Source organism: Enterobacter sp. R-25 (genome assembly GCF_049913205.1).
Lineage (GTDB): Bacteria > Pseudomonadota > Gammaproteobacteria > Enterobacterales > Enterobacteriaceae > Enterobacter > Enterobacter ludwigii.
Genome location: NZ_CP183982.1, coordinates 303,861 through 329,402, shown reverse-complemented (window position 1 = coordinate 329,402; position 25,542 = coordinate 303,861). Strand labels below are relative to the sequence as shown.

At 55.7% G+C, this 25,542-nt stretch carries 22 protein-coding genes; 13 read left to right on the top strand and 9 right to left on the bottom strand.

The genetic code is table 11. From position 1 onward, the window contains the following. Nucleotides 1-158: 158 nt before the first annotated feature. The 6 genes from ACN9MQ_RS01545 to ACN9MQ_RS01520 all read left to right on the top strand — a co-directional run bounded on the left by ACN9MQ_RS01545 (nt 159) and on the right by ACN9MQ_RS01520 (nt 6,291). Nucleotides 159-1,679, top strand: a complete 1,521-nt coding sequence (locus ACN9MQ_RS01545) for a sugar ABC transporter ATP-binding protein (RefSeq protein ID WP_020882824.1) — start codon at nt 159-161, stop codon at nt 1,677-1,679. Then, nucleotides 1,676-2,671, top strand: coding sequence for an ABC transporter permease subunit (locus tag ACN9MQ_RS01540; protein WP_014168244.1), 996 nt, complete (start codon nt 1,676-1,678; stop codon nt 2,669-2,671). Before ACN9MQ_RS01545 ends, ACN9MQ_RS01540 begins: the two co-directional genes overlap by 4 nt. Nucleotides 2,672-2,701: 30 nt before the next feature. After that, nucleotides 2,702-3,643 (top strand): ABC transporter substrate-binding protein, encoded by a 942-nt coding sequence (locus tag ACN9MQ_RS01535; protein ID WP_014168243.1) that lies wholly within the window; start codon nt 2,702-2,704, stop codon nt 3,641-3,643. A gap of 86 nt (nt 3,644-3,729) precedes the next feature. Continuing rightward, the gene (locus tag ACN9MQ_RS01530; RefSeq protein ID WP_059306578.1) at nt 3,730-4,416 is read left to right on the top strand and encodes a D-lyxose/D-mannose family sugar isomerase; all 687 of its coding nucleotides are present in this window, start codon (nt 3,730-3,732) and stop codon (nt 4,414-4,416) included. A 10-nt stretch (nt 4,417-4,426) separates the two neighbouring features. After that, nucleotides 4,427-5,287 carry a ketose 1,6-bisphosphate aldolase gene (locus tag ACN9MQ_RS01525; protein WP_044857685.1) on the top strand — a complete coding sequence of 287 codons (861 nt, stop codon included), beginning with the start codon at nt 4,427-4,429 and terminating at the stop codon, nt 5,285-5,287. Beyond that, the gene (locus ACN9MQ_RS01520) at nt 5,284-6,291 is read left to right on the top strand and encodes a carbohydrate kinase family protein (RefSeq protein WP_086462941.1); all 1,008 of its coding nucleotides are present in this window, start codon (nt 5,284-5,286) and stop codon (nt 6,289-6,291) included. The genes ACN9MQ_RS01525 and ACN9MQ_RS01520 overlap by 4 nt, the downstream gene beginning before the upstream one ends. Here ACN9MQ_RS01520 and ACN9MQ_RS01515 read toward each other — a convergent pair. Next, nucleotides 6,288-7,019 (bottom strand): response regulator, encoded by a 732-nt coding sequence (locus tag ACN9MQ_RS01515; protein ID WP_426021608.1) that lies wholly within the window; start codon nt 7,017-7,019, stop codon nt 6,288-6,290. The genes ACN9MQ_RS01520 and ACN9MQ_RS01515 overlap by 4 nt on opposite strands. A gap of 255 nt (nt 7,020-7,274) precedes the next feature. On the opposite strand from ACN9MQ_RS01515, the gene fdhF reads away from it, so the two are divergent. Both fdhF and ACN9MQ_RS01505 read left to right on the top strand, forming a co-directional pair. Next, the gene (gene fdhF, locus ACN9MQ_RS01510; RefSeq protein ID WP_078774721.1) at nt 7,275-9,422 is read left to right on the top strand and encodes a formate dehydrogenase subunit alpha; all 2,148 of its coding nucleotides are present in this window, start codon (nt 7,275-7,277) and stop codon (nt 9,420-9,422) included. Between the two features lie 324 nt (nt 9,423-9,746). After that, nucleotides 9,747-10,421, top strand: a complete 675-nt coding sequence (locus tag ACN9MQ_RS01505) for a tetratricopeptide repeat protein (protein ID WP_014168236.1) — start codon at nt 9,747-9,749, stop codon at nt 10,419-10,421. A gap of 74 nt (nt 10,422-10,495) precedes the next feature. On the opposite strand, the gene gltP is transcribed toward ACN9MQ_RS01505, so the two are convergent. Then, nucleotides 10,496-11,809, bottom strand: coding sequence for a glutamate/aspartate:proton symporter GltP (gltP, locus tag ACN9MQ_RS01500; protein ID WP_013095082.1), 1,314 nt, complete (start codon nt 11,807-11,809; stop codon nt 10,496-10,498). A gap of 423 nt (nt 11,810-12,232) precedes the next feature. Between gltP and acs the strand changes: the two genes are divergently transcribed. From acs to actP, 3 genes are all read left to right on the top strand, one after another. Next, nucleotides 12,233-14,191, top strand: a complete 1,959-nt coding sequence (acs, locus tag ACN9MQ_RS01495) for an acetate--CoA ligase (RefSeq protein WP_346590245.1) — start codon at nt 12,233-12,235, stop codon at nt 14,189-14,191. Between the two features lie 71 nt (nt 14,192-14,262). Continuing rightward, nucleotides 14,263-14,577 carry a DUF485 domain-containing protein gene (locus ACN9MQ_RS01490; RefSeq protein ID WP_014168233.1) on the top strand — a complete coding sequence of 105 codons (315 nt, stop codon included), beginning with the start codon at nt 14,263-14,265 and terminating at the stop codon, nt 14,575-14,577. Beyond that, nucleotides 14,574-16,223, top strand: coding sequence for a cation/acetate symporter ActP (gene actP / locus ACN9MQ_RS01485; protein WP_014168232.1), 1,650 nt, complete (start codon nt 14,574-14,576; stop codon nt 16,221-16,223). The genes ACN9MQ_RS01490 and actP overlap by 4 nt, the downstream gene beginning before the upstream one ends. Before the next feature lie 32 nt (nt 16,224-16,255). Here actP and ACN9MQ_RS01480 read toward each other — a convergent pair whose 3' ends face one another. Together ACN9MQ_RS01480 and ACN9MQ_RS01475 are read right to left on the bottom strand one after the other, a co-directional pair. Continuing rightward, nucleotides 16,256-16,945 (bottom strand): LrgB family protein, encoded by a 690-nt coding sequence (locus ACN9MQ_RS01480; protein ID WP_032679394.1) that lies wholly within the window; start codon nt 16,943-16,945, stop codon nt 16,256-16,258. Next, complete coding sequence (locus ACN9MQ_RS01475; RefSeq protein WP_032679393.1) at nt 16,938-17,348, bottom strand: CidA/LrgA family protein; 411 nt, start codon at nt 17,346-17,348, stop codon at nt 16,938-16,940. The genes ACN9MQ_RS01480 and ACN9MQ_RS01475 overlap by 8 nt, the downstream gene beginning before the upstream one ends. 102 nt (nt 17,349-17,450) lie before the next feature. Between ACN9MQ_RS01475 and ACN9MQ_RS01470 the strand changes: the two genes are divergently transcribed. Continuing rightward, entirely contained in the window at nt 17,451-18,332 is an 882-nt protein-coding gene (locus ACN9MQ_RS01470; protein WP_025206385.1) for a LysR family transcriptional regulator, read from the top strand. Between the two features lie 48 nt (nt 18,333-18,380). On the opposite strand, the gene ACN9MQ_RS01465 is transcribed toward ACN9MQ_RS01470, so the two are convergent. The 4 genes from ACN9MQ_RS01465 to soxR form a co-directional block, all read right to left on the bottom strand. Further along, nucleotides 18,381-20,027 (bottom strand): Na+/H+ antiporter, encoded by a 1,647-nt coding sequence (locus ACN9MQ_RS01465; RefSeq protein ID WP_014168228.1) that lies wholly within the window; start codon nt 20,025-20,027, stop codon nt 18,381-18,383. Nucleotides 20,028-20,179: 152 nt separating this feature from the next. Next, nucleotides 20,180-21,529: a guanine/hypoxanthine transporter GhxP gene (gene ghxP / locus ACN9MQ_RS01460; RefSeq protein WP_020882835.1), complete on the bottom strand. Its 1,350-nt coding sequence runs from the start codon at nt 21,527-21,529 to the stop codon at nt 20,180-20,182. Between the two features lie 296 nt (nt 21,530-21,825). Next, the gene (locus ACN9MQ_RS01455) at nt 21,826-22,497 is read right to left on the bottom strand and encodes a glutathione S-transferase family protein (protein ID WP_025206386.1); all 672 of its coding nucleotides are present in this window, start codon (nt 22,495-22,497) and stop codon (nt 21,826-21,828) included. A gap of 302 nt (nt 22,498-22,799) precedes the next feature. After that, nucleotides 22,800-23,258: a redox-sensitive transcriptional activator SoxR gene (soxR, locus tag ACN9MQ_RS01450; protein WP_014168225.1), complete on the bottom strand. Its 459-nt coding sequence runs from the start codon at nt 23,256-23,258 to the stop codon at nt 22,800-22,802. Between the two features lie 98 nt (nt 23,259-23,356). On the opposite strand from soxR, the gene soxS reads away from it, so the two are divergent. Next, a complete protein-coding gene (soxS, locus tag ACN9MQ_RS01445) occupies nt 23,357-23,683 on the top strand; it encodes a superoxide response transcriptional regulator SoxS (protein WP_013095071.1) in 327 nt (108 codons plus the stop codon). A 6-nt stretch (nt 23,684-23,689) separates the two neighbouring features. Here the strand turns inward: soxS and ACN9MQ_RS01440 are convergent, their stop codons facing one another. Then, nucleotides 23,690-25,255 carry an EAL domain-containing protein gene (locus ACN9MQ_RS01440; protein WP_025206387.1) on the bottom strand — a complete coding sequence of 522 codons (1,566 nt, stop codon included), beginning with the start codon at nt 25,253-25,255 and terminating at the stop codon, nt 23,690-23,692. Between the last annotated feature and the right edge of the window lie 287 nt (nt 25,256-25,542).

The window sequence follows — 25,542 nt, the reverse complement described above, 5'->3', positions numbered from 1 at the left end:
ATGCCCTCACCCTGGCCCTCTCCTGCTGAGAGGGAAAAAGCGGGGAATTGTGATGTAAGTTAACTATTCATAACTATGACAAATATGAACGGCTTCTGACATTTTGCATTTACCAACCTGTGATGAAGTGCGGATATCGACATTCAAGGAGATCCGCCATGAGCAGAACCCCGGTACTGGAGATGCGCAACATTGCCAAAACGTTTGGCCATTTCCACGCGCTCAAGGGTGTGGATTTGACGGTATACCCCGGTGAGATCCACGCGCTGATGGGGGAAAACGGCGCAGGAAAGAGTACCCTGATGAAGATCCTCGCGGGGGCCTATACCGCCACCAGCGGCGAGATCCTGATTGACGGACAGCCGTTTCACATCAAAGGGCCAAAGGATGCGCTGGCCGCGGGTATCACCCTCATTTATCAGGAGATGCAGCTTGCCCCCAATCTGACCGTCGCTGAAAACATTTTCCTGGGTAGCGAGCTGTCGCGCGCGGGGCTGGTACAGCGCAAAGAGATGGCCGCACAGGCGCAGGCGGTGATTGACCGTCTGGGCGCGCACTTCAAGGCGACCGACCTGGTAATGAGGCTGACCATCGCCGAGCAGCAGCAGGTTGAAATTGCCCGCGCGCTGCACCGCAACAGCCGCATTCTGGTGATGGATGAACCCACCGCCGCCCTCTCCTCACGTGAAACCCATCGCCTGTTCGAGCTGATACTGCGCCTGCGAGAGGAAGGAATGGCGATTATCTATATCAGCCACCGCATGGCGGAAGTGTATGAACTCTCCGATCGCGTCAGCGTTCTGCGTGACGGGCAGTACGTCGGTAGCCTGACGCGCGACAAACTGAACGCCTCTGAGCTGGTGAAGATGATGGTCGGCCGTCCGCTAAGCGATCTGTTTAACAAAGAGCGCGATATCCCGCTCGGCAGCCCGCGTCTTAACGTGCATCACCTTACCGACGGCAAGAAAGTGCTCCCCTGCAGTCTGCAGGTGCGTTCCGGAGAAATTGTCGGGCTGGCAGGTCTGGTGGGCGCCGGACGTTCCGAACTGGCGCAGCTGATCTTCGGCGCGCGCAAAGCCACGGGCGGCATGATTGAGGTCGACGGCGAACCGGTGGTGATCCACTCCCCGCGTGCCGCCATCGACAACGGGATCGGTTTTCTCACCGAGAACCGCAAAGAACAAGGGCTGTTCCTCGAGCTGGCCGCCCAGGAGAACATCACCATGGCGACGCTGGAGCGCGACGCCACCTTCGGCATGCTGAACCGCAAAAAAGCGCAGACCATTTCTGACGATGCAATCGCCCTGCTTAACATCCGCGTGCCGCATTCACAGGTCCGCGCGGGCGGCCTGTCCGGGGGCAATCAGCAAAAGCTGCTTATCTCCCGCTGGGTGGCCATCGGCCCACGCATTCTGATTCTGGACGAACCGACGCGCGGCGTCGACGTCGGGGCGAAAAGTGAAATCTACCGCATCATGAACCAGATGGCGCGCAAAGGCGTGGCGATCCTGATGATCTCCAGCGAGCTGCCGGAAATCGTCGGCATGAGCGACCGCGTCTATGTCATGCGTGAAGGCAGCATTGCAGGTGAACTTCACGGAGCAGAAATTTCTCAGGAAAACATCATGACGCTGGCGACCGGCGTGAACGACTCTCATCATCAGGCGGTGCAACTATGACAAATTCAACCCATCCGCAGCAGGTGGCGAAGTCCGCCTCTGCCAAAAAAATGCTGATGAGCGATCTGATGCAGACGGTCGGCATTTTGCCCATCTTGATCCTGATTGTGGCGGTATTTGGTTTTATCGCGCCTAACTTCTTTACCGAAAGTAATCTGCTCAATATCACCCGCCAGGCGTCGATCAACATCGTGCTGGCCGCAGGGATGACCTTCATCATTCTGACCGGCGGGATCGACCTCTCTGTCGGCTCCATTCTGGGCACCACGGCCGTGGCGGCGATGGTGGTGTCGTTAATACCTGAGTTCGCCATGCTTTCTATTCCGGCAGCGCTCATGCTCGGCCTGGTGCTGGGTTTGTTCAACGGCGCGCTGGTGGCTTTTGCCGGGCTGCCGCCGTTTATCGTGACGCTTGGTACCTACACGGCACTGCGCGGTGCGGCTTACCTGCTGGCGGACGGTACGACCGTCATTAACTCCAACATTAACTTTGAGTGGATCGGCAATAACTACCTCGGCCCCATTCCGTGGCTGGTGGTGATCGCGCTGGCGGTAATTGTGCTGTGCTGGTTTATTCTGCGCCGCACCACGCTTGGCGTTCACATTTATGCGGTTGGCGGCAACATGCAGGCGGCGCGTCTGACAGGCATTAAGGTCTGGCTGGTGCTGTTGTTTGTGTACGGCATGAGCGGACTGCTCTCGGGCCTGGGCGGCGTGATGAGCGCCTCGCGTCTCTACAGCGCCAACGGCAACCTGGGCATGGGCTACGAGCTGGATGCGATTGCGGCGGTGATCCTCGGCGGCACCAGCTTTGTCGGCGGGATCGGCACGATCACCGGCACGCTGGTGGGGGCGCTGATCATCGCCACGCTTAACAACGGTATGACGCTGATGGGCGTCTCCTACTTCTGGCAACTGGTGATCAAAGGGGCGGTGATCATCATAGCGGTGCTGATCGACAAATACCGTACCCGACACCATCAAAGTGCATAACAACAATACCCTACAAGCGAGGAAGAGAAGATGCGTTTGAAACCGTTAGTGACCGCGCTCTGTGCTGGCGCGCTGCTTGCCGCAACGCCGTTTGCGCAGGCGAAAGATCTGAAGTCCATCGGCGTGACGGTGGGCGACCTGGCCAACCCATTCTTCGTGCAGATCACCAAAGGTGCCGAGCTGGAAGCGCGCAAACTGGCGGGGGATAACGTCAAAGTGACGCTGGTCTCCAGCGGTTACGATCTCGGCCAGCAGGTGGCACAGATTGACAACTTTATTGCGGCCAAAGTGGACATGATCATCCTTAACGCTGCGGATTCCAAAGGGATCGGCCCGGCGGTTAAACGCGCGAAAGAGGCCGGGATCGTGGTTGTCGCGGTTGACGTCGCGGCGGAAGGGGCGGATGCCACCATCACCTCCGATAACACCCAGGCGGGGGAAATGGCTTGTAAATACATTACTGATCGCCTGAAAGGCAAAGGCAACGTGGTCATCATCAACGGGCCGCCAGTGTCCGCGGTGCAAAACCGCGTCGAAGGCTGCCAGACCGAGTTCAAAAAACATCCGGATATCAAGGTGCTCTCTGATAACCAGAACGCCAAAGGTAGCCGTGAAGGCGGTCTGGAAGTGATGACCTCACTGCTGGCGGCCAATCCGAAGATCGACGGCGTGTTCGCGATTAACGATCCGACGGCGATCGGTGCCGATCTGGCAGCAAAACAGGCCCAACGCAATGAATTCTTTATCGTTGGCGTAGACGGCAGCCCGGACGGCGAGGAAGCGCTTAAGCGTGAAAACTCCCTGTTTGTCGCAACGCCGGCTCAGGATCCGCAGGTAATGGCAGCAAAAGCGGTTGAGATCGGCTATGACATTCTGCAGGGCAAACCTGCGCCTAAAGAGCCTGTGCTGATCCCGGTGACGATGATCGATAAAAAGAACGTCGGATCCTATAAAGGGTGGACAGTTAAGTGATGTAGTGCGGTTTGATGCCCTCACCCTGATCTTCTCTTCGCGCGAGAGAGTTGGGGTGAGGCCTGACATAGCGTCCAGGGGGCCCGATGAAACGCTCCGAAATCAATGAAATCCTTGGCCACACGCGGCAGTTCTTCTCCATGCACGATGTGCATCTCCCTCCCTTTGCCAGTTTTCCGCCAACGAAATGGCAGCAGCTTGATCCGGCCGCCTGGCAGGAAGTGTTTGATCTCAGGCTTGGCTGGGACGTAACGGCATTCGGCGGCGACCATTTTGCCGCACAGGGGCTAACGCTCTTTACCCTGCGCAATGGCTCACCGAACGGCGTGCCCTATGAAAAGTGCTATGCCGAAAAAATCATGCACGTCCGGGATGGTCAGGTAACGCCCATGCATTTTCACTGGCGTAAACGGGAAGACATCATCAACCGTGGCGGCGGAAACCTGATCGTCGAGTTATGGAATGCCGATGCACATCAAGAACCTGAAAATACCGACGTGACCGTTACCCTCGACGGCTGTCTGCAAACCCACGCGCCCGGCAGTCAGTTACGCCTGCAACCCGGGGACAGCATCTGCCTCACCCCCGGTCTGTACCACAGTTTCTGGGGCGAACGCGGTTTTGGCGACGTACTGGTGGGGGAAGTGTCATCGGTGAATGACGATGAACACGATAACCATTTTTTACAGCCCATTGCCCGCTATAACAATATCGAAGAAGACGAACCGGCGGTGCTGGTGTTGTGCAACGAGTACAACCTGTTTCGGAAATAAGGAGTAAATAATGCCATTGATTTCTCTTGCCGACGGTCTTGAGCACGCCAGGAAACACCGCTACGCGCTCGGCGCGTTTAACGTTCTCGACTCCCATTTTTTGCGCGCGCTGTTTGCTGCCGCGAAACAGGAACGCTCGCCGTTTATCATTAATATTGCGGAAGTCCACTTTAAGTATGTCTCCCTGGAGTCGCTGGTCGAAGCGGTCAGGTTTGAAGCCGCCCGTCATGATATTCCGGTGGTGCTCAACCTCGATCACGGCCTGCATTTCGAGGCGGTGGTACGTGCGCTGCGCGTAGGCTTCAGCTCCGTGATGTTTGATGGCTCCACCCTGAGCTACGAAGAAAACATTCGCCAGACGCGGGAGGTGGTGAAGATGTGCCACGCGGTTGGCGTATCGGTAGAAGCGGAACTGGGTGCGGTAGGCGGTGACGAAGGTGGCGCGTTGTATGGCCAGGCGGATGAAGCGTTGTTTACGGACCCGCTGCGGGCGCGCGAGTTTGTCGATGCCACCGGCATTGATGCGCTGGCGGTCGCCATTGGCAACGCGCACGGTAAATACAAAGGCGAGCCAAAACTCGATTTCCCTCGTCTGGACGCCATTCGCCAGCAGACCGGCCTGCCGTTGGTCTTACACGGCGGCTCCGGCATCAGCGATGCCGATTTTCGTCGCGCCATCGAACTGGGGATCCATAAAATCAACTTTTATACCGGCATGTCACAGGCCGCGCTCTCCGCCGTTGAGCAACGGATGGCAAAACGTCAGCCTCTGTACGATGAATTTGCAGAACTGCTGCTGGGTATAGAAGAGGCGATTACCGATACGGTCGCCGCGCAAATGCGCATCTTTGGCAGCGCGGGGCAGGCATAATGGAACGTAAAGGGATTATCGCAGCCGGCAATATGCTGGTGGATCACGTCCACCAGATTGTGCAATGGCCGGAGCGCGGCTGGCTGGCGGAGATTACCCACAGCGAACGTTCAACCGGCGGTGCGCCGCTGAACGTCCTGCTGACGCTGGCCAAAATGCACGTTGGCCTCCCGCTGCAGGCCGTCGGCCTGATTGGCGAAGATAGCGACGGCGATTACATCCTGGCGATGCTCGACCAGTATCACGTCAACCGCCAGCGGGTGCAGCGCACGACCTTTGCGCCAACCTCTATGTCGCAGGTTATGACCGACCCCAGCGGGCAGCGCACTTTTTTCCACTCCCCGGGCGCCAACCGTCTTCTGGATCTGCCCGCCTTCGACCGCCTCGACGGCGCGATGAAGATTTTCCACCTCGGCTACCTGTTACTGCTCGACAGCCTGGATATGCCCGATGACGAGTACGGCACCCGCAGCGCACGGCTGCTGGCCCAGATGCGCGATCAGGGGTATGAAACCTCGCTCGATCTGGTCTCGCGAAAGGGTGACCCGCGCTACCAGCCGCTGGTCCTCCCTGCCCTGCGCCATCTTGATTATCTGGTCATCAACGAACTGGAAGCCGGCGAGTTTAGCGGGCTGGAAATGCGCGACGAGAACGATGCCCCGCACATTGCCCATATCGCGGAAGCCGCCTCACAGCTTCTGGCGGCTGGCGTGCGTCAGCGGGTGGTGATCCACTGTCCGGAAGGGGCGTGGGGGTTAACACCGGACGATGAAGGGCGCTGGATCCCCTCCTGGTTGCTGGAGCGGGAAGAGATTATCGGCAGCGTCGGGGCGGGTGATGCCTTCTGCGCAGGCTTCTTATACGGCTGCCATGAAGCGTTGCCGCTGGTCGAGAGTATTTATCTGGCCCATGCCTGCGCGCGGGCAAGCCTGCTGGCTGCGAACGCCATTGATGGGGCAAAAACGCTGGCCGAGTTGCAGCTGTTTATTAAAGAGAATATTTAAGCCGCTTTCTCGCTGTGAGACACATCGGCAGCAAAGACGTAGCCCAGCCCCCGGACGGTTTTAATGAGTGCGGGCTGATGCGGGTTGGCTTCTATTTTACGGCGCAGGCGCATGATCAACACATCGATTGTGCGGTCGAACACCTCGGCACTTTCGCTGTGCGTCAGCTCGAGCAGTTGTTCCCGGCTGAGCACCCGCCGGGCGTTCTGGGTGAGCGCCAGCAGCAGACCATATTCTCCCTGGGTCAACGGTACGGGATTACGTTGCGGATCGCTGAGTTCACAGCGGGAGGTATCCAGCGTCCAGCCATTGAACGTCACGCCCGCCACGCGTGGCACCGGGGTGTCTGCGGCCAGCGCCCCGGTCCGGCGAAGCACGGCTTTAACCCGGGCAACCACCACGCGCGGGTTAAACGGTTTGCCAATATAATCGTCGGCCCCCATCTCCAGCCCCACCACCACGTCTGACTCACTGCCCAGCCCGGTCAGCATCACCACCGGCAGCTCCGGACGTTGCTTTTGCAGGTGCAGTAATACCTGCAGGCCGTTGATATCCGGCAGCATCATATCCAGCAGGACAAGGGTGATGTGTGGCTCATGCTGAACCAGACTCAGCGCGTCCTGGCCGTTATGGCAGACGAGCACGCTAAAGACGTGCTCACTCAGCACATCCTGCAGCAGCTCGCAGACTGCGGTATCGTCATCAACCACCAGAATCGCCGGTTTCATCGCATGCTTCCATCAGGGGATTATGTTAAGTCTGAACTATTCTGCCGTCGGCTCCAGCCAATTTGACTTTTACATGACGGAATTACAACCCATGTCACATCCACTGCCCATTCGACACGTCAATTTTGACGATTGGCTGTTTTTCGTCAGGGTTTTGCCCCTCTTTTGGCCGTAAAGTCTGCTGATACCCACAATAAAAAAATGGCATAGAAGCTGCATAGTGGGGCGTAAGCATTGATTAACTGGAGCAGACTGATGAAAAAAGTCGTCACGGTTTGCCCTTATTGTGCCTCGGGTTGCAAGATCAACCTGGTGGTCGATAACGGCAAAATCGTCCGGGCGGAGGCCGCCCAGGGGAAAACCAACCAGGGCACGCTGTGCCTGAAAGGCTACTACGGCTGGGATTTTATTAACGATACCCAAATCCTTACCCCACGCCTGAAAACCCCTATGATCCGCCGCGAGCGCGGTGGCAAGCTGGAAGCCGTCTCCTGGAGCGAGGCGCTGGATTATGTCGCCACGCGCCTGAGCGCCATCAAAGCCAAGTATGGCCCGGATGCGATCCAGACTACCGGCTCTTCACGCGGTACCGGTAATGAAACCAACTATGTAATGCAAAAATTCGCGCGCGCCGTTATTGGTACCAATAACGTCGACTGCTGCGCTCGCGTCTGACACGGCCCATCGGTTGCAGGTCTGCACCAGTCGGTCGGTAACGGCGCTATGAGTAATGCGATCAACGAGATAGATAACACCGATCTCGTGTTTATTTTTGGCTATAACCCGGCGGATTCTCACCCTATCGTCGCGAACCACGTGATTCGCGCCAAACAGAATGGGGCGAAAATCATCGTCTGCGATCCGCGCAAAATTGAAACGGCACGTATTGCGGATATGCACATTGCACTGAAAAACGGCTCGAATATCGCGCTGTTGAATGCGATGGGCCACGTCATTATCGAGGAGAATCTGTACGACCAGGCGTTCGTCGCGACCCGTACGGAAGGGTTTGACGAGTATCGGAAAATTGTCGAAGGCTACACGCCGGAGTCCGTTGAAGCGATAACCGGCGTAAGCGCGCAAGAGATCCGTCAGGCAGCGCGGATGTACGCCGGGGCGAAAACCGCGGCCATTTTGTGGGGCATGGGCGTAACCCAGTTCTATCAGGGCGTGGAAACCGTACGCTCCCTGACAAGCCTCGCGATGCTGACCGGAAATCTGGGCAAACCGCATGTGGGCGTGAACCCGGTACGTGGTCAGAATAACGTGCAGGGTGCGTGTGACATGGGCGCACTGCCGGATACCTATCCGGGCTATCAGTACGTTAAGTTCCCGGAAAATCGTGAGAAATTCGCGAAGGCCTGGGGCGTGGAGAGCCTGCCGGAACATACCGGGTATCGCATCAGCGAGCTGCCGCACCGTGCGGCGCACGGTGAAGTGCGTGCCGCCTACATTATGGGTGAAGATCCGCTGCAAACCGACGCCGAGCTGTCAGCGGTGCGTAAAGGCTTTGAGGATCTCGAACTGGTGATTGTCCAGGATATCTTTATGACCAAAACCGCGGCGGCGGCGGATGTGATTTTACCGTCAACGTCATGGGGCGAGCATGAAGGTGTTTACACGGCGGCAGACCGCGGCTTCCAGCGCTTCTTCAAAGCGGTGGAGCCGAAGTGGGATCTGAAAACCGACTGGCAGATCATCAGCGAAATCGCCACCCGCATGGGTTATCCGATGCATTACAACAACACCCAGGAAATCTGGGACGAGTTGCGCAAACTGTGTCCGGACTTCACCGGTGCCACCTATGAGAAAATGGGTGAGCTGGGGTATATCCAGTGGCCGTGCCGCGATGAGTCAGAGGCCGATCAGGGCACGTCGTATCTCTTTAAAGAGAAGTTCGACACCCCGAACGGACTGGCGCAGTTCTTCACCTGCGACTGGGTCGCGCCAATCGATAAACTCACCGATGAGTATCCGATGGTGCTCTCTACCGTGCGTGAAGTGGGCCACTACTCCTGTCGCTCTATGACCGGTAACTGTGCTGCGCTGGCGGCACTGGCGGATGAACCGGGCTATGCGCAGATCAACACCGCTGACGCAGAGCGTCTGGGTATTGAAGATGAAGCCCTGATCTGGGTGCACTCGCGTAAAGGACGCATCATTACCCGTGCGCAGGTCAGCGACCGACCTAACAAAGGGGCGGTCTATATGACCTACCAGTGGTGGATTGGTGCCTGCAACGAACTGGTGACGGAGAACTTAAGCCCGATAACCAAAACGCCGGAGTATAAGTACTGCGCCGTACGCGTGGAGCCGATTGCTGACCAGCACGCCGCGGAACAGTATGTGATTGACGAATATAGCAAGCTGAAAGCCAGACTGCGTGAAAGCGCGTTGGGTTAATGCTGTTAATTAATCGATGAATAAAAGGGGGTGACTTATTCACCCCTTTTTTATTTCTTAATAAGCTATTTATATTATCAATATATATTGTGCACGCTGCCCCGCAGCAATAATGTCATTAGCACCGAAATAAATACCCGGCTTTGTATTTTAATTCAGTGAGAGAATCTCTCCCGCGAGCGTCTAATGCCCTCTTTCACAAGTATTATTGTGAGACGAAACGCGGCGGACGCCTGGAAATGTTCATTCACCTTTACCGCGCCCGTTTTTTTCTTCTGCGACGACGATTATACTGCGCGGCGTGTACCCAGATGATAAGAATCCATGAAATCAATTTTTCTGATGTTGTTATTTTTTACGTCACTCGTCCACGCGGATGAGATTGGCAGCCAGTACAAGCAACAGGCGGAAGCGGGTGACGCCCGCGCCCAGTATTACCTTGCCGATACCTACTTCAGTTCCGGCGACAGCAAGCAGGCCGCGCAGTGGGCAGAGAAAGCAGCAAAAGGGGGCGATGTCGACGCCATGGCGTTGTTATCGCAAATCCAGTTTACACAGGGCGATTACGCGCAGGCCAAAGCGCTGGCGCAGCAGGCCACTATCGCCGGCAGTAAACGTGGCGCAATTATGCTGGCACGCGTGCTGGTCAACACCCAGGCAGGGAAAACTGACTACCCACAGGCCATCGCACTGCTGCAAACGGCAACCGAAGATATCGACAACGACTCCGCGGTGGATGCGCAAATGCTGCTGGGGATGATTTATGCCAACGGCGTTGAGGTGGCGCAGGACGACGTCAAAGCCGCGTCGTGGTTCAAACGCAGCTCCTCCCTTTCGCGTACGGGTTACGCGGAGTACTGGGCCGGAATGCTGTTCCAGCAGGGCGAGAAAGGCTTTATAACGCCGAATAAGCAGAAAGCGCTCTACTGGCTGAACCTGAGCTGTACCGAAGGGTTTGATACGGGATGTGAAGAATTTGACGCGTTGAGTGGGGAGTAAAGCCTCTTACACGGCCCTCTCTTTTGGACAGAGAGGGAATGCGAAAAGGCCGGGTTAACCCCGGCCTTTTTATTTTACTGGTCTGCGGTCTTATCAAAACGACCCAGCACTTCGCGTTCATACGCCAGCGCTTTTTTACGGTCGAATTTGTGCTCCCACTTAGCGATAACCAGCACCGCCAGGGCGTTACCCACCACGTTCAGCGCCGTACGCGCCATGTCGAGGATACGGTCGACACCGGCGATAAACGCCAGACCTTCCAGCGGGATCCCTACGCTGCCCAGGGTGGCCAGCAGGACGACAAAGGAGACGCCAGGTACGCCTGCGATGCCTTTTGAGGTCACCATCAGGGTCAGCACCAGCACGATCTCCTGCCACAGAGACAGGTCAATGCCGTACAGCTGAGCAATAAAGATAGCCGCAATACTCTGGTACAGCGTTGAGCCGTCCAGGTTAAAGGAGTAGCCGGTTGGCACCACAAAGCTGGTAATCGACGCCGGCGCGCCGTAGGCCTCCATCTTCTCGATAATACGCGGCAGTACGCTTTCAGAGCTTGCCGTGGAGTACGCCAGAATCAACTCATCTTTGAGAATACGGATCAGGATCCAGATGCTCAGCCCACACAGGCGCGCCACAATTCCCAGCACCACCAGCGCGAAGAACAGGATGGCGAAGTGAACCAGAATCACCAGCTTCGCCAGCGGCCACAGGGAGGCGAAACCGAAGTTCGCCACGGTTACCGCGATAAGCGCAAACACCCCAACCGGCGCGTAGCGCATCACCATGTGAGTCACTTTGAACATGGTTTCAGAAATTGAGCGGAACACGGTGACCAGCGGTTCACGGTGCGTGGCAGGCAGGGAGGAGAGGCCCAGACCAAACAACACCGAGAAGAAGATGATCGGCAGCATCTCGCCCTTCGCCATGGAAGCCACGATGTTGGTCGGCACCAGCGAAAGGATGGTTCCCATCAGGCCATGCGCGTGGCTCTGTACTTCAGCGGTAGTGCTTTGATATTTCGAAATATCCACCGTCGCCAGCTGCGACATATCGATCCCGGACCCTGGCTGGAACACGTTCGCCAGTGTGATGCCCAGAATGATGGCAATCGTCGTGATCACTTCGAAATAAAGAATTGTCTTCGCGCCGATACGGCCTAACTGTTTTGCATCCCCCACACCGGCAATGCCGACGACCAGCGTTGAGATAACAATTGGTACGACAATCATCTTGATCAGATGAATAAAGATATCCCCTGCCGGGGAGAGCAGGTTCGCAATCAGCCACTCGCGGCTGTCGCTGTGATAATGCAGGTAGCTACCCAGCAGGATACCCAGCACAAGGGCTAGCAAGATTTGCCAGGCCAGGCTGACTTTAACGTTTTTCATAGAAACTGACTTCCTCAATGAAGCGCCCTATTCACATAAACTGCATGAATATGGATACATACTGAAAGGGTATGAATTGTGTTGCGTTGGTTTATGGGATTTTTTAACGCGGCGTATGAGTATCATTTGCGCGGCATGTTGCGCAAGCCTTAAAGAACGGCACATTTCGCTGCAAAAAGCGGTCATGACGTGAGTTTGTCACAATTCCCATCAATAACTTTTTGTTATAAAAAGGCTTTTTTAATGGAAATTGTGAATAATCGGTACGGTGAATTATTTTCCTTCAAAGTTTCATTCGCTCATTTTTCATACTCTTCAAACAATGCGTGATCTGTAGCCCAAATAATAAACAAAGCTTGTAAAGCCCCTACTATTAACGTTTTTGCGACATATTATTAACATCTTACAAGGAGAAAAAAAGCCATGAGCCAAGTACATAAACACGACATTCCCGCAAACATTGCGGACCGTTGCCTGATAAACCCGGAGCAGTACCACGAGAAGTATCAGCAATCCGTCTCCAGCCCGGACGTCTTCTGGGGTGAGCAGGGCCATATTCTTGACTGGATTAAACCTTATCAGAAGGTGAAGAACACCTCCTTTGCGCCCGGCAACGTCTCCATTAAATGGTACGAAGACGGCACGCTGAACCTGGCAGCAAACTGTCTTGACCGCCACCTTGCCGAACGCGGTAATGAAACGGCCATTATCTGGGAGGGCGACGACGCCTCTCAAAGCAAACACATTACTTATAAAGAACTGCACCGCGATGTGTGCCGCTTTGCCAACGTTCTGCTGGAAAGGGGCATTAAAAAAGGCGACGTGGTGGCTATCTATATGCCAATGGTGCCTGAAGCGGCGGTAGCCATGCTGGCCTGCGCGCGCATCGGTGCGATTCACTCGGTGATTTTTGGCGGCTTCTCACCGGAAGCGGTAGCCGGACGTATTGTCGATTCCAGCTCGAAACTGGTGATCACGGCCGATGAAGGCGTGCGCGCTGGCCGTGGCATTCCCCTGAAGAAAAACGTCGATGAAGCGCTGAAAAATCCGAACGTGAAAACCGTCAGCAACGTCATCGTTCTCAAGCGTACCGGCGGCAAGATCGACTGGAATGAAGGACGCGACCTGTGGTGGAGCGATCTGATTGAAAAAGCCAGCGACCAACATCAGCCGGAAGAGATGAACGCGGAAGACCCGCTGTTTATTCTTTACACCTCCGGCTCAACCGGCAAACCGAAAGGCGTGTTGCACACCACCGGCGGCTATCTGGTCTATGCCGCTACCACCTTCAAGTACGTATTCGACTACCATCCGGGCGACATTTACTGGTGTACTGCCGACGTAGGCTGGGTCACCGGTCACAGCTACCTGCTTTACGGCCCGCTGGCCTGTGGTGCCACTACGCTGATGTTTGAAGGCGTACCGAACTGGCCAACGCCGGCACGCATGTGTCAGGTGGTCGACAAACACAAGGTCAATATTCTCTATACCGCCCCAACGGCGATCCGCGCATTAATGGCGGAAGGCGATAAGGCCATTGAAGGCACTGACCGCTCTTCGCTGCGCATCCTTGGTTCCGTTGGCGAGCCCATCAACCCGGAAGCCTGGGAGTGGTACTGGAAGAAAATCGGCAACGAAAAATGCCCGGTGATGGACACCTGGTGGCAGACCGAAACCGGCGGCTTTATGATCACCCCTATGCCGGGTGCGACGCAGTTAAAAGCCGGTTCAGCAACTCACCCGTTCTTCGGCGTACAACCTGCGCTGGTGGATAACGAAGGCAATCCGCTGGACGGGGCCACCGAAGGCAATCTGGTGATCACCGATTCCTGGCCGGGCCAGGCGCGTACCCTGTTCGGCGACCACGAGCGCTTTGAGCAGACCTACTTCTCGACCTTTAAAAACATGTACTTTAGCGGTGACGGCGCCCGGCGTGACGAGGACGGTTATTACTGGATAACCGGGCGCGTGGACGACGTGCTGAACGTCTCCGGCCACCGTCTGGGTACCGCGGAGATTGAATCCGCGCTGGTATCTCATCCGAAGATCGCCGAAGCCGCCGTCGTTGGGATCCCACACAACATTAAAGGCCAGGCGATTTACGCCTACGTCACGCTGAATCATGGCGAAGAGCCGTCACCAGAGCTGTATGCCGAGGTGCGCAACTGGGTACGTAAAGAGATTGGCCCGCTTGCCACGCCGGACGTGCTGCACTGGACCGACTCTCTGCCGAAAACCCGCTCAGGCAAAATTATGCGCCGCATATTGCGCAAAATCGCAGCCGGTGACACCAGCAACCTCGGTGATACCTCAACGCTTGCCGATCCTGGCGTGGTGGAAAAACTGCTCGAAGAGAAGCAGTCCATCGCAATGCCATCGTAACGCGATCTCCCCTCTCCCCCCGGGAGAGGGAATAAAAAAACCTCCCCTATAAATACTTCTGGAGACCTCTGATGAATAACGATATTTGTCAGCAGATAGAGAATAGTGCGCACTACAGGGAGCTCGTGGATAAACGGCAACGGTTTGCCTTCTTACTTTCCATCATCATGCTGATTATTTACGTCGGCTTTATTCTGCTGATTGCCTTTGCCCCACACTGGCTCGGTACGCCGCTGCACGCGGGCACCAGCGTCACGCGCGGAATTCCGATTGGGATTGGCGTGATAATCATTTCGTTTGTGCTGACCGGCGTGTACGTCTGGCGCGCCAATGGCGAATTCGATCGTCTTAACAGAGCAGTCCTGGCAGAGGTAAAAGCATCATGAAGAGAGTCCTGACGGCGCTTGCCGCCACACTTCCCTTTGCCGCCAACGCCGCTGATGCCATCACCGGCGAGGTACAGCGCCAGCCAACCAACTGGCAGGCGATTATCATGTTCCTGATTTTCGTGCTGCTGACGCTGTACATCACGTACTGGGCCTCGAAACGCGTGCGCTCCCGTAATGATTACTACACCGCAGGCGGCAACATTACCGGTTTTCAGAACGGGCTGGCAATTGCAGGCGACTTTATGTCCGCCGCCTCCTTCCTCGGCATCTCTGCGCTGGTGTACACCTCCGGCTACGATGGTCTGATTTACTCCCTCGGCTTCCTCGTGGGCTGGCCGATTATTTTGTTCCTGATCGCAGAACGCTTGCGCAACCTGGGCCGCTATACCTTCGCAGACGTGGCCTCCTACCGGCTGAAGCAGGGGCCGATTCGTACCCTCTCCGCCTGCGGCTCGCTGGTGGTGGTCGCGCTGTATCTGATTGCGCAGATGGTCGGCGCGGGTAAATTGATCGAACTGTTGTTCGGCCTGAACTACCACATCGCGGTGGTGCTGGTGGGTGTGCTGATGGTGATGTACGTCCTGTTCGGCGGCATGCTGGCCACGACCTGGGTGCAAATCATCAAAGCGGTCCTGCTGCTGTTCGGCGCCAGCTTTATGGCCTTTATGGTCATGAAACATGTCGGGTTCAGCTTCAATAATCTGTTCACTGAAGCGATGGCGGTACACCCGAAAGGGGAAGCGATCATGAGCCCTGGCGGGCTGGTGAAAGACCCTATTTCTGCGCTTTCGCTCGGTCTGGGTCTGATGTTTGGTACGGCTGGCTTGCCACACATCCTGATGCGTTTCTTCACCGTGAGCGATGCGCGTGAAGCGCGCAAAAGCGTCTTCTACGCCACGGGCTTTATGGGTTACTTCTACATCCTGACCTTTATCATTGGTTTTGGCGCCATCATGCTGGTGGGGGCGAATCCGGCGTTTAAAGACGCGGCGGGCGGGCTGATTGGCGGTAACAACATGGCGGCAGTGCATCTGGCCGACGCGGTAGGCGGTAATCTGTTCCTTGGCTTTATCTCGGCCGTGGCCTTCGCCACCATACTCGCGGTGGTTGCCGGGCTGACGCTGGCGGGCGCGTCTGCGGTATCGCACGACCTCTATGCCAACGTTATCCGCAAAGGGGCAAGCGAACGTGATGAGCTGAAAGTCTCGAAAATCACCGTGCTGGTGCTGGGCGTGGTCGCTATTCTGCTGGGGATCTTGTTCGAGAAGCAGAACATCGCCTTTATGGTGGGGCTGGCCTTCTCCATTGCGGCAAGCTGTAACTTCCCTATCATCCTGCTCTCCATGTACTGGTCAAAACTGACCACCCGTGGGGCGATGATTGGCGGCTGGCTGGGGCTTTTGACGGCCGTGATTCTGATGGTCCTTGGCCCGACGATCTGGGTACAGATCCTCGGTCACGAAAGCGCTATCTTCCCGTATGAATACCCGGCGCTGTTCTCCATTGCCGTGGCGTTTATTGGTATCTGGGTCTTCTCCGCGACCGATAACTCGCCGGAAGGTAACCTGGAGCGTGAGAAATTCCGCGCCCAGTTTATCCGCTCACAAACGGGTCTGGGCGTCGAGCAAGGCCGCGCGCACTAACCTCGTCTCCCCGGCCTTACCGGCCGGGGAAATCAGAACATCACCCACGCCACCAGCGGTGCAATCAATACCATCACCACGCCCGAGAGCATCATCACCAGGCTTGCCACCACCCCTTCCTGCTGCCCGAGTTCATACGAACGTGCCGTTCCCGCACCGTGCGATGCCGCGCCAAATCCCGCCCCTTTCGCCATTCCTTCACGGATCGACAGCCGCAAAAAAAGCATGTCGCCAACCGCCATCCCGAAGACGCCCGTCACGACCACAAATAACGCGACCAGATCCGGCTGTCCGCCGAGCGGCTTGGCCGCGGCCAGCGCAAACGGGGTGGTGACCGAACGGACGGCCAGGCTGCGCTGAATTTCATCGGGCAGCGTAAACAGCCGGGCCAGCCAGACGGAACTGCAGACCGCCACCACCGTGGCCGTGATCACGCCAGCGCTGAGCGACATCCAGTGGCGTTTGATGATCGCCAGGTTGTCATACACCGGTACCGCAAAGGCAATGGTCGCAGGCCCCAGTAGCCACAGCAGCCAGTGGGATTCCCCAATGTAGTTCTGCCAGGAGATATGCCCGAAGACCAGCATCAGGACCAGCATGATCGGCGTGAAGACCAGCGGCATCAGCGGCAGCGCGTGAAAACGGCGATACAGCCGTTTATTGGCAAAGTAGATCGCCAGAGTGGCAATCAGGCACAACACGCTTATCTGGAAGTTAGTCATGCTTTTGCCTGCTGATTTCAAACCGATACACTTTATCAACCACCCAGGCGGTGGCCCCCAGCACCATCAGCGTGCTCAGCGCAATGACCGCGAAGATGCGCCAGCCATCTACCCTCAGCAGTTGCGCATAGTTCACCACCGCGACCACGGCAGGCACAAAGAACAGCAGCATTTCCGCCAGCAGCCAGCGCGCGCCGGCGCGTACCCAGTTGAGGGGGATAACGCGGCAGAGGATAAGCGTCAGCATCAGCACCATTCCGACCAGGTTGGCAGGCAACGGCAGATGCAACCAGTTGACAAGATATTCCGCGAAAACAAACAGTCCCGCATAAAGCAGTACCTGAACCGGTACCTGAAGTCGTTGCACAACGGCAGGCGTAACACGGCTTAACGCCACGGCCATGGGGGTTTTCCTCAAAAATGAGACGAGGCGCCAGTATAGTGAGCGCACGTAATGGACTGAAATGAATTAAAATCATCAAAGGTATAGTTCCGAGGAATAATCATGGACATAAGAACGCTGCGCTATTTTGTCGAAGTGGTTCGTCAGCAAAGTTTTACCCGCGCAGCGGAGAAGTTGTTTGTCACCCAACCCACCATCAGCAAGATGCTGAAAAACCTCGAAGATGAACTGAACTGCACCCTGCTTATCCGCGATGGACGCAAGCTGCTGCTGACCGATACCGGGCGGGTCGTCTTTGAACGCGGGCTGGCGATCCTGGCGGAGTTCCGCCAGCTGGAAGCGGAGCTTGGCGATATCAATCACCTGACAAAAGGGCTGCTGCGCCTCGGCATCCCACCGATGGTTGGGATGATGATGGCCGGCCCCATCAGCCTGTTTCGCCAGCGTTATCCCGGCGTTGAGCTGAAAATTTCCGAGTTTGGCGGCTTAACGGTTCAACAGGCAGTCACCAACGGCGAGCTGGATGTCGCCATGACCGCCCTTCCTGTGGAGGAAGAGAGCGGTCTGGCGACGCTGCCGCTCTTTAGCCACCCGCTGTGCGTGCTGGTACCCCGCTCTGGTGACTGGCTGAAGGTCGACACGGTGAAACCCGAACGGCTTGGTGAACACCCGCTGCTGATTTACAACGAAGATTTCGCCCTCAGCCGCCAGCTGATGGCGCTGTTTAATCAACACAACGTGAAGCCGCGCATTGCGGTGCGCAGCGGGCAGTGGGATTTCCTGGCCGCGATGGTGCAGGCTGGCGTCGGCATTGCGATATTGCCACAGCCGATTTGCGAACGGCTCGATAAAAACACCCTGCGCTGGATCCCGCTGGAAAGCGATTTACACTGGCAGTTAGGGATGATTTGGCGCGAAGGGGTTTATTTATCGCACAGCGCGCAGGCGTGGCTGAAATGCTGTGAAGGATTTTGGGTTCCCTGACCCTCTCCGGGTGGAGAGGATCAGGGTGAGGGCATCAGCCCGCACGGACTACTGATTCTCTATCAGCAAGGCTTCCAGCAAATCCAGATCGTGCAGCAGTTTTTGCAGCGTCTCATTGCTGATTTGCCGCGTGGCGCGCAGGTGGTACAGCTCCGCACGCTCTGAGCGCAGCGCCGCCAGACGGAACCGGCGCTCCAGGTTCTCCTCCTGCAGCGAACTTTCCACATCGTTGCGGCCATCGGCACGACGACGCAGGTTACCAATCACGCGCGAGCTCACTTCAGTCAGCAGCTGGTTGTCGATGTTCTCTTCCGTGTCCGCCGCAAGACGTTCTTCCATCTTTTGAATGGCCACAATCGCCACTTCAGCGGTCGCCGCGCGGGCAATACGCTCCTCTTTATGCTGCTGAGTCGAGTCACCCGTCTCAATATGCTGCAGCAGAAGAGGCAGCATTATCACGCCGACAAACAGTGAGAACAGAATCACCCCTGCCGCCAGGAAAACCAGTTCATAGCGCGCCGGGAAGACATCGCCCGTGGGCAGCAGCAGCGGAATGGACAGCACACCGGCAAGCGTAATTGCCCCGCGAACGCCAGCAAAAGAAGCGATCAGCAGCTCCCGCGTGGTCCACGAGCCGAACTCCATCGGTTTTTTCGTCAGGAAGCGCATGCTGAATTTTTTCATCGTCCACAGCCAGCCGAAACGCACCAGCATCAGCGCCATGTAGATCAGCACGATATCGGTGAACAACATCCACGTTTCGACGTTCGGGTCGGCCTCGGCCGCCACCAGCGAGGATTCCATGATGCCCGGCAACTGCAGGCCCAGGAGCAGGAACACCATACCGTTAAAGACAAATTCCAGCATCGCCCAGGTGCTGTTCGCACGCAGGCGCATGGCCAGCGGCGCGCGGCGCATTACGCCGGAGCGGGTGATGGTCATCCCTGCCGCCACCGCCGCCAGAATGCCCGACACGCCGATATGCTCGGCAATCAGGTAAGAGGCAAACGGCAGAAGGAACAGCAGCACAATCTGTGTCGCCGGTTCATCGCCGCCCCAGCGGCTGAGGAAGCGCAGCGAACGACCATACAGCCAGCTCACCACAAACCCGGCCAGGATACCGCCAATCGCCACCTTGAAGAATTCCAGGGTCGCGCCGCCTACGGTAAAGATCATCGTGCCCATCGCGACGGCCACGGCAAATTTCAGGGCAACCAGGCCAGAGGCGTCATTCATCAGCGCCTCACCCTGTAAAATTCCCATGATTTTCTTCGGAATACGGCCTTCACCGACAATGCCGGACAACGCCACGGCATCGGTTGGTGACAGCACCGCGGCCAGCGCAAAGGCCGGAATTAACGGAATGCCCGGTACCGCCCAGTAGATCAGGAAGCCAATCCCGACCACCGTGACCACCACGAGCGCCAGCGCCAGACCTAATATCTCTCGCCCGTGCTCAAGGAATTCACGCGTGGGCGTTTTCCAGCCATCGGCAAACAGCAGCGGCGGAATAAACAGCACGAGGAACAGTTCGGGGTCGAACTCCACGTGCAGGCCAAACGTCGGCCACGCCAGCAGCGCGCCGATGGCAATTTGCATTAATGGCAGGGGGACCTGAAAGGGCAGTACGCGTGTGACTACCCCGGATAGCGAGACCACAAGAGTCATGATGAGTATTGTGAAGAAGATTTCCATGCGTTCCCTGTTTGCTGTGTTTCTTAAAAGCCAAACCTAAGGCGTCGTGCCTGTTATTCTATCTTCCCCAGAGTAACGCAAAAGACAACGGGATGAGTCCTGAAAATAAAAACGGGCGGCCTGAGCCACCCGTTTTCGCATCAATGGACAACTTAGATTGCCCAGCCGCCCGCGTAGAACGCCACCAGCGCGACGGCAATCACAACGGTGCCGATGTTCAGCTTGCGCCACTCGCCGGAGACCAGACGCCCAATCACCAGCGACGCGAAACCGATCATGATGCCGGTAACGATATTACAGGTCAGCACGATAAAGACCGCCGTGATGAGGCCTGACATCGCATCCACAAAATCAGCAAAATCGATTTTCGCCACGTTGCTCAGCATCAGCAGACCAACGTACATCAGCGCAGGTGCGGTCGCGTAGGCCGGCACCAGGTAGGAGAGCGGAGAGAGGAACAGGATCAGCAGGAACAGCACGCCAACGGTAATGGCCGTCAGGCCAGTTTTACCGCCTGCCGCCGTACCCGCAGCGGACTCGATATACACCGCAGCCGGAGCCGCGCCCACCAGACCCGAGAAGACGCTGCTCAGGGAGTCGGTGGTCAGCGCTTTGCCGCCATCGATAATCTGACCGTCTTTATCCAGCAGGTTCGCCTGACCCGCGACGGCACGGATGGTACCCGTTGCATCAAACACCGCGGTCATCACCAGCGCCAGCACGCTTGGCAGGATCACCGGGTTCAACGCCCCCATGATATCCAGACTGCCAATCAGAGAGTTGCCTTTATCATCGCTCAGCGACGGCATGGCGAAAATCCCGGAGAAGTGAACGTTAGGATCGAAAATCAGGCCAACAATGGACACCCCGATAATGGTCAGCAAAATGCCGCCCGGGACTTTCAGTTTTTCCAGACCAATAATCACCGCCAGACCGATCAGGGACATAATGACCGGGAAGCTCGCGAAGTGCCCCAACGCCACCGGCAGACCGTCCAGCGGGTTCTTGATCACCAGGCCGACGCCGTTTGCGGCAATCAGCAGCAGGAACAGCCCGATACCAATGCCGGTGCCATGCGCCACGCCCTGAGGCAGGTTGCGCAAAATCCAGCTACGGATGCCGGTGGCGGAGATAACAGTAAACAGTACCCCCATCAGGAACACGGCACCGAGCGCAACCGGTACGCTGATGTGCTGACCCAGAACCAGGCTGAAAGCGGTAAAGGCGGTCAACGAGATTGCACAACCGATCGCCAGCGGCAGGTTCGCCCACAGGCCCATCACGATGGAGCCAACGCCCGCCACGAGACAGGTAGCAACAAAGACGGCAGCCGGCGGGAAGCCTGCTTTACCCAGCATACCCGGAACGACAATGACGGAGTAAACCATCGCCAGAAACGTGGTCAGACCGGCAACGATTTCCTGGCGCACGGTGCTGCCGCGAGCCGAAATTTTAAAGATGGCGTCAAGCGAACCGCCGGTACGCGCAGATGGCGTAGACATAGAAAACATCCCCTGAGAGTTTTTATAGAAAGTCCGTAAGCGTGGTGGAGACGCCACTGCCAGCTAAACGTCAAATCCGTGTTTTGCATTTGCGACGAAAGGGGCGTCACAGAAAAAGCAAACGTTTAGCTCCGCGCTTACAAACGGGTGGTCAAATTAAGGCAAACGATTATCTAGCCTAATCCCCGCCCTTTTCAACTGAACTTTATCGTTTTTCGCTAAAATTCCCTTATGACGCTGAAGAAATAAACAGAGGATGCGCAAACGTTATCGTCTGTGCGCAATTTGTTTACATTTCACTCCCCACCCGGAATCGATAACGGGCCACCTTGCTCCAGCGTTTTTTGCCAGCCAGGGCTGCTCTCCACCTTTTTCTTCCAGGCCTGGGTATGCGGGAGGTTATCGATGCCACCGCGCGCCAGCAGGGCAAAAATCGGGAAGCTCATCTGAATATCCGCCATGCTGAGCGCGTCGCCGGCAAACCAGCTGTTTTCGGCAAGATGCGACTCAATAAAGCGTGCATGGGTTTCAAGCTGGCGGTTGAGATACGCTTTTTGCACTCCCTGCCCCAGCGCTTTACCCAACGTGCGGATACCAAACGGCACGGGCGGCTTACCGAGGCTACTGAAAACCAGCTTCATCAACAGCAGCGGCATTAGCGAACCTTCGGCATAGTGCAACCAGAAGCGGTATTGCACCTTATGCGCAGGATCCAGAGGTTTAAGCCGCGACTCAGGATCGTAGGTTTCCTGAAGATATTCGAGGATGGCCCCCGACTCGGCGAGGATCAGGCCGTTATCTTCAATAACCGGCGATTTGCCCAACGGGTGCACTTTTTTGAGCGACTCAGGCGCCAGCATGCTCTTTTCGCGCTGGTAACGAACAATCTCATAGGGCAGGGAAAGTTCTTCCAGCGCCCAGATCACACGGTGTGAGCGGGACTGGTTCAGGTGGTGTACCGTGAGCATTGTGTTCTCCTTTTATTCATACTTTTTAACTATAGAAAATCGAACAACACCGCGAAAAAAATTCGCCTAAAAAACGGCCTGACCGACTGGCGAAAAGACGGGTCTTGCATAGAATTAAAGTGTCAGCACAATCCGGAACCTCCCCAACACGCTCGACATGAGGGGTGCTGATGTCGGGGGAAACCCTCCCGTGAACCAGCGGGATAGAGTGAAAGACAAAGACCGGGAAAAACTAAAGCGCCCTTTTGTGGCGCTTTAGTTCTTTATGAGGTGCGGTATGAGGTGCGGTTTTCTGCCGCATCTCAGTCTTCCTCCAGCAACCGCGCCCCTGTCCCCTGCTCACCCAGCCTGTCGCCCGGGTTACGCAACGGACAATCACTGCGCGACAAACAGCCGCAGCCAATACATCCGTCCAGTTCATCACGCAGCGCTACCAGCGTGTGAATGCGTCGATCCAGCTCTTCACGCCACTGAGAGGAAAGCTCTTTCCACTCTTTCGGGCTGAGAGAGTGCCCTTCCGGCAGCACGCCGAACGCATCGCCGATGGTGGCCAGGGGGATTCCGATTCGTTGGGCAATTTTGATAATCGCGACATAACGGAGCACGTCACGCGTGTAGCGTCGCTGGTTTCCGGCGTTTCGGATGCTTTTAATTAACCCTTTGCTTTCATAGAAGTGGAGCGCCGACACCGCAACACCGCTTCGCTTCGCCACTTCGCCGGGGGTTAACAACGCTTTAATTCGCGGCAATCTCTTTTCCATAAAACCTCTTTACCTCAAGTTAACTTGAGGAATTATACTCGCCCGCAGAGAAAACGACGAATCAACCAGGGCAGTTGTATCTACAGAGGGGCAACCTTATGTCGCATCAGCAAATTATTCAGACACTTATTGAATGGATTGATGAACATATCGACCAACCGTTGAACATTGATGTGGTCGCTAAAAAATCCGGCTATTCGAAATGGTATTTACAGAGAATGTTCCGTACCGTTATGCACCAGACGCTGGGTGAGTACATTCGTCAGCGCAGACTGCTGCTGGCGGCGCAGGCCTTACGCTCAACGCAGCGGCCCATTTTTGATATCGCGATGGATCTGGGTTATGTGTCGCAACAAACCTTTTCCCGCGTGTTTCGCCGCGAGTTTGACCGCACACCGAGCGACTATCGCCACCAGTTGAATTAATGGCTCTCAATGCAAAGGTTGCTGCTGCCAGGTCATAAACTCCTGGGGCGGCATCGCTTTCGCGAAGTGCCATCCCTGACAGAACTGAACGCCACGCTTCAACAACCAGCTCACCTGCTCTGCTGTTTCCACCCCTTCCGCAATGGTTTTAAGCCGCAGGCTTTGTGCCATCTCAATAATATGCTCGGCGATAAGGTGGCTGGTGCTGTTAGTTGTTAGGGTGTCGATAAAGGATTTGTCGATTTTCAGAATATCGACATTCAGCGAATAAAGGTTGTGCAGATTAGAGTAACCCGTTCCAAAATCATCAATCGCCACTTCGTAACCCGCCTGACGGAACGCCTGAATAACCGGAGTGGTTTTAGGGACATCAATAAAACCGCGCTCCGTGACTTCAATTTTAATTTGCTGCGCACGTACGGCATAGTGTCGGGCCTTGTCCGAAATCATGGCGATCAGCCGTGAAGAGTGGAAATCCGTGGCCGACAGGTTAATCGAAATATAGAGATGCGGATGCGTTGCCAGGAATGTGCCCAGATCGCTGAATACCTCTTCGACAACATAATCCGTAATTCGCTCGCTCATGCCCTCTTTTTCCGCCAGCGGAATAAATTCAGCCGGACTCATGACCGGCCCGTTAAAGCCAGGCCAGCGTAATAACGCCTCGGCTCCCACGCACTGGTTGTTCTTGATATCAATAATCGGCTGATAGTGGACACAAAGCTGACGTTTATTGAGCGCTCGCTGCAGTAACCGCCCGGGAGAATTGAGTTCACGATGGGTGCGAGACCACACCAGCAAAATAATTATGCTGCAGATCATCCCGAGCGGTAGCGTCAACGTCGCCTGGTGATAAAGCATTTCATAAAAACGTTTATTCGACGTCGACACGATAGCGGCAATAGGCCGTTTTGGGGATTTGACGACCGTATAAAAACGGTTATCTTTTTGAAATACCGATTCCTTATCCCGAATCATCGAACTTAATAAAGAAACATTCGCGCGCTGACTAACGGAAAAGAATGCATTCGTTACCGTGTCGTATACCCCCCACGAAAGGGAATGATCTGTCGACATTACTTCGCTGTAGGAAAGCGGATTGACCACCACAACATAATTTCCGCGCTGCATATATGTCATTTTATAGCCAGTAAAAAATGGCGTATCGCGATAATAATAGATAGCAACGTCAGGTTTACGTGTGTAATTAGCAGTGGATATCAGATAAGGATTGGCGGGTGTAAAAACGGTCGAACAAAGAAAATTCTGACCTTCTGCATAAATTAAATCCGCAACAAACAGACGACCGCGAACAACGTTCAACATATATTGGCGATGTTCTGGTGTACAACGTTCACCCTGATATTTTTCAGCCTCGTCGCGGGCCAGATCAACCTGTTGAATTACCAGTTCTGTTTTGTCTAACGCCAGTTCAGCAAAGGTACGTAGCTGGGCGCTTGTTTCCGACACGGCTCTTATCTGGGCAAACCATAGCGCAAGCATCACCGGCAGCATAACTACCATGATGATCCCTACCACCCTGAGCATCTTGCGCCGCGCGCTACGATTCATTTCCCGCCCTATATCCCTGCATGTTGTACGCCTGTAGTAATGAAGGCCGGATGCTTTGTTTAACAGGTGATTACGTTGCATGAATCATGCGAAGTTAGCAACTGACTTTTAGTATTAAAAATCTTAATTTTCGTTATGACGATAATATTTTCCCGTAAGCTAAACTGTAAGTATTCGTTCCGTTTCAATTAAGGAAAATAATTATCCAGCGGGTACGGGAGGTTTTAAGATAACACAACAGAGGATCGTTGATTAAGCCAAACTTCTGGCAGTGTGAAAAAACAACA

Coding starts and splice junctions, on each gene's coding strand:
- ACN9MQ_RS01545 (WP_020882824.1), top strand. CDS start 159: ATGAGCAGAACCCCGGTACTGGAGATGCGCAACATTGCCAAAACGTTT.
- ACN9MQ_RS01540 (WP_014168244.1), top strand. CDS start 1,676: ATGACAAATTCAACCCATCCGCAGCAGGTGGCGAAGTCCGCCTCTGCC.
- ACN9MQ_RS01535 (WP_014168243.1), top strand. CDS start 2,702: ATGCGTTTGAAACCGTTAGTGACCGCGCTCTGTGCTGGCGCGCTGCTT.
- ACN9MQ_RS01530 (WP_059306578.1), top strand. CDS start 3,730: ATGAAACGCTCCGAAATCAATGAAATCCTTGGCCACACGCGGCAGTTC.
- ACN9MQ_RS01525 (WP_044857685.1), top strand. CDS start 4,427: ATGCCATTGATTTCTCTTGCCGACGGTCTTGAGCACGCCAGGAAACAC.
- ACN9MQ_RS01515 (WP_426021608.1), bottom strand. CDS start 7,019: ATGAAACCGGCGATTCTGGTGGTTGATGACGATACCGCAGTCTGCGAG.
- ACN9MQ_RS01505 (WP_014168236.1), top strand. CDS start 9,747: ATGAAATCAATTTTTCTGATGTTGTTATTTTTTACGTCACTCGTCCAC.
- gltP (WP_013095082.1), bottom strand. CDS start 11,809: ATGAAAAACGTTAAAGTCAGCCTGGCCTGGCAAATCTTGCTAGCCCTT.
- acs (WP_346590245.1), top strand. CDS start 12,233: ATGAGCCAAGTACATAAACACGACATTCCCGCAAACATTGCGGACCGT.
- ACN9MQ_RS01490 (WP_014168233.1), top strand. CDS start 14,263: ATGAATAACGATATTTGTCAGCAGATAGAGAATAGTGCGCACTACAGG.
- actP (WP_014168232.1), top strand. CDS start 14,574: ATGAAGAGAGTCCTGACGGCGCTTGCCGCCACACTTCCCTTTGCCGCC.
- ACN9MQ_RS01480 (WP_032679394.1), bottom strand. CDS start 16,945: ATGACTAACTTCCAGATAAGCGTGTTGTGCCTGATTGCCACTCTGGCG.
- ACN9MQ_RS01475 (WP_032679393.1), bottom strand. CDS start 17,348: ATGGCCGTGGCGTTAAGCCGTGTTACGCCTGCCGTTGTGCAACGACTT.
- ACN9MQ_RS01470 (WP_025206385.1), top strand. CDS start 17,451: ATGGACATAAGAACGCTGCGCTATTTTGTCGAAGTGGTTCGTCAGCAA.
- ACN9MQ_RS01465 (WP_014168228.1), bottom strand. CDS start 20,027: ATGGAAATCTTCTTCACAATACTCATCATGACTCTTGTGGTCTCGCTA.
- ghxP (WP_020882835.1), bottom strand. CDS start 21,529: ATGTCTACGCCATCTGCGCGTACCGGCGGTTCGCTTGACGCCATCTTT.
- ACN9MQ_RS01455 (WP_025206386.1), bottom strand. CDS start 22,497: ATGCTCACGGTACACCACCTGAACCAGTCCCGCTCACACCGTGTGATC.
- soxR (WP_014168225.1), bottom strand. CDS start 23,258: ATGGAAAAGAGATTGCCGCGAATTAAAGCGTTGTTAACCCCCGGCGAA.
- soxS (WP_013095071.1), top strand. CDS start 23,357: ATGTCGCATCAGCAAATTATTCAGACACTTATTGAATGGATTGATGAA.
- ACN9MQ_RS01440 (WP_025206387.1), bottom strand. CDS start 25,255: ATGAATCGTAGCGCGCGGCGCAAGATGCTCAGGGTGGTAGGGATCATC.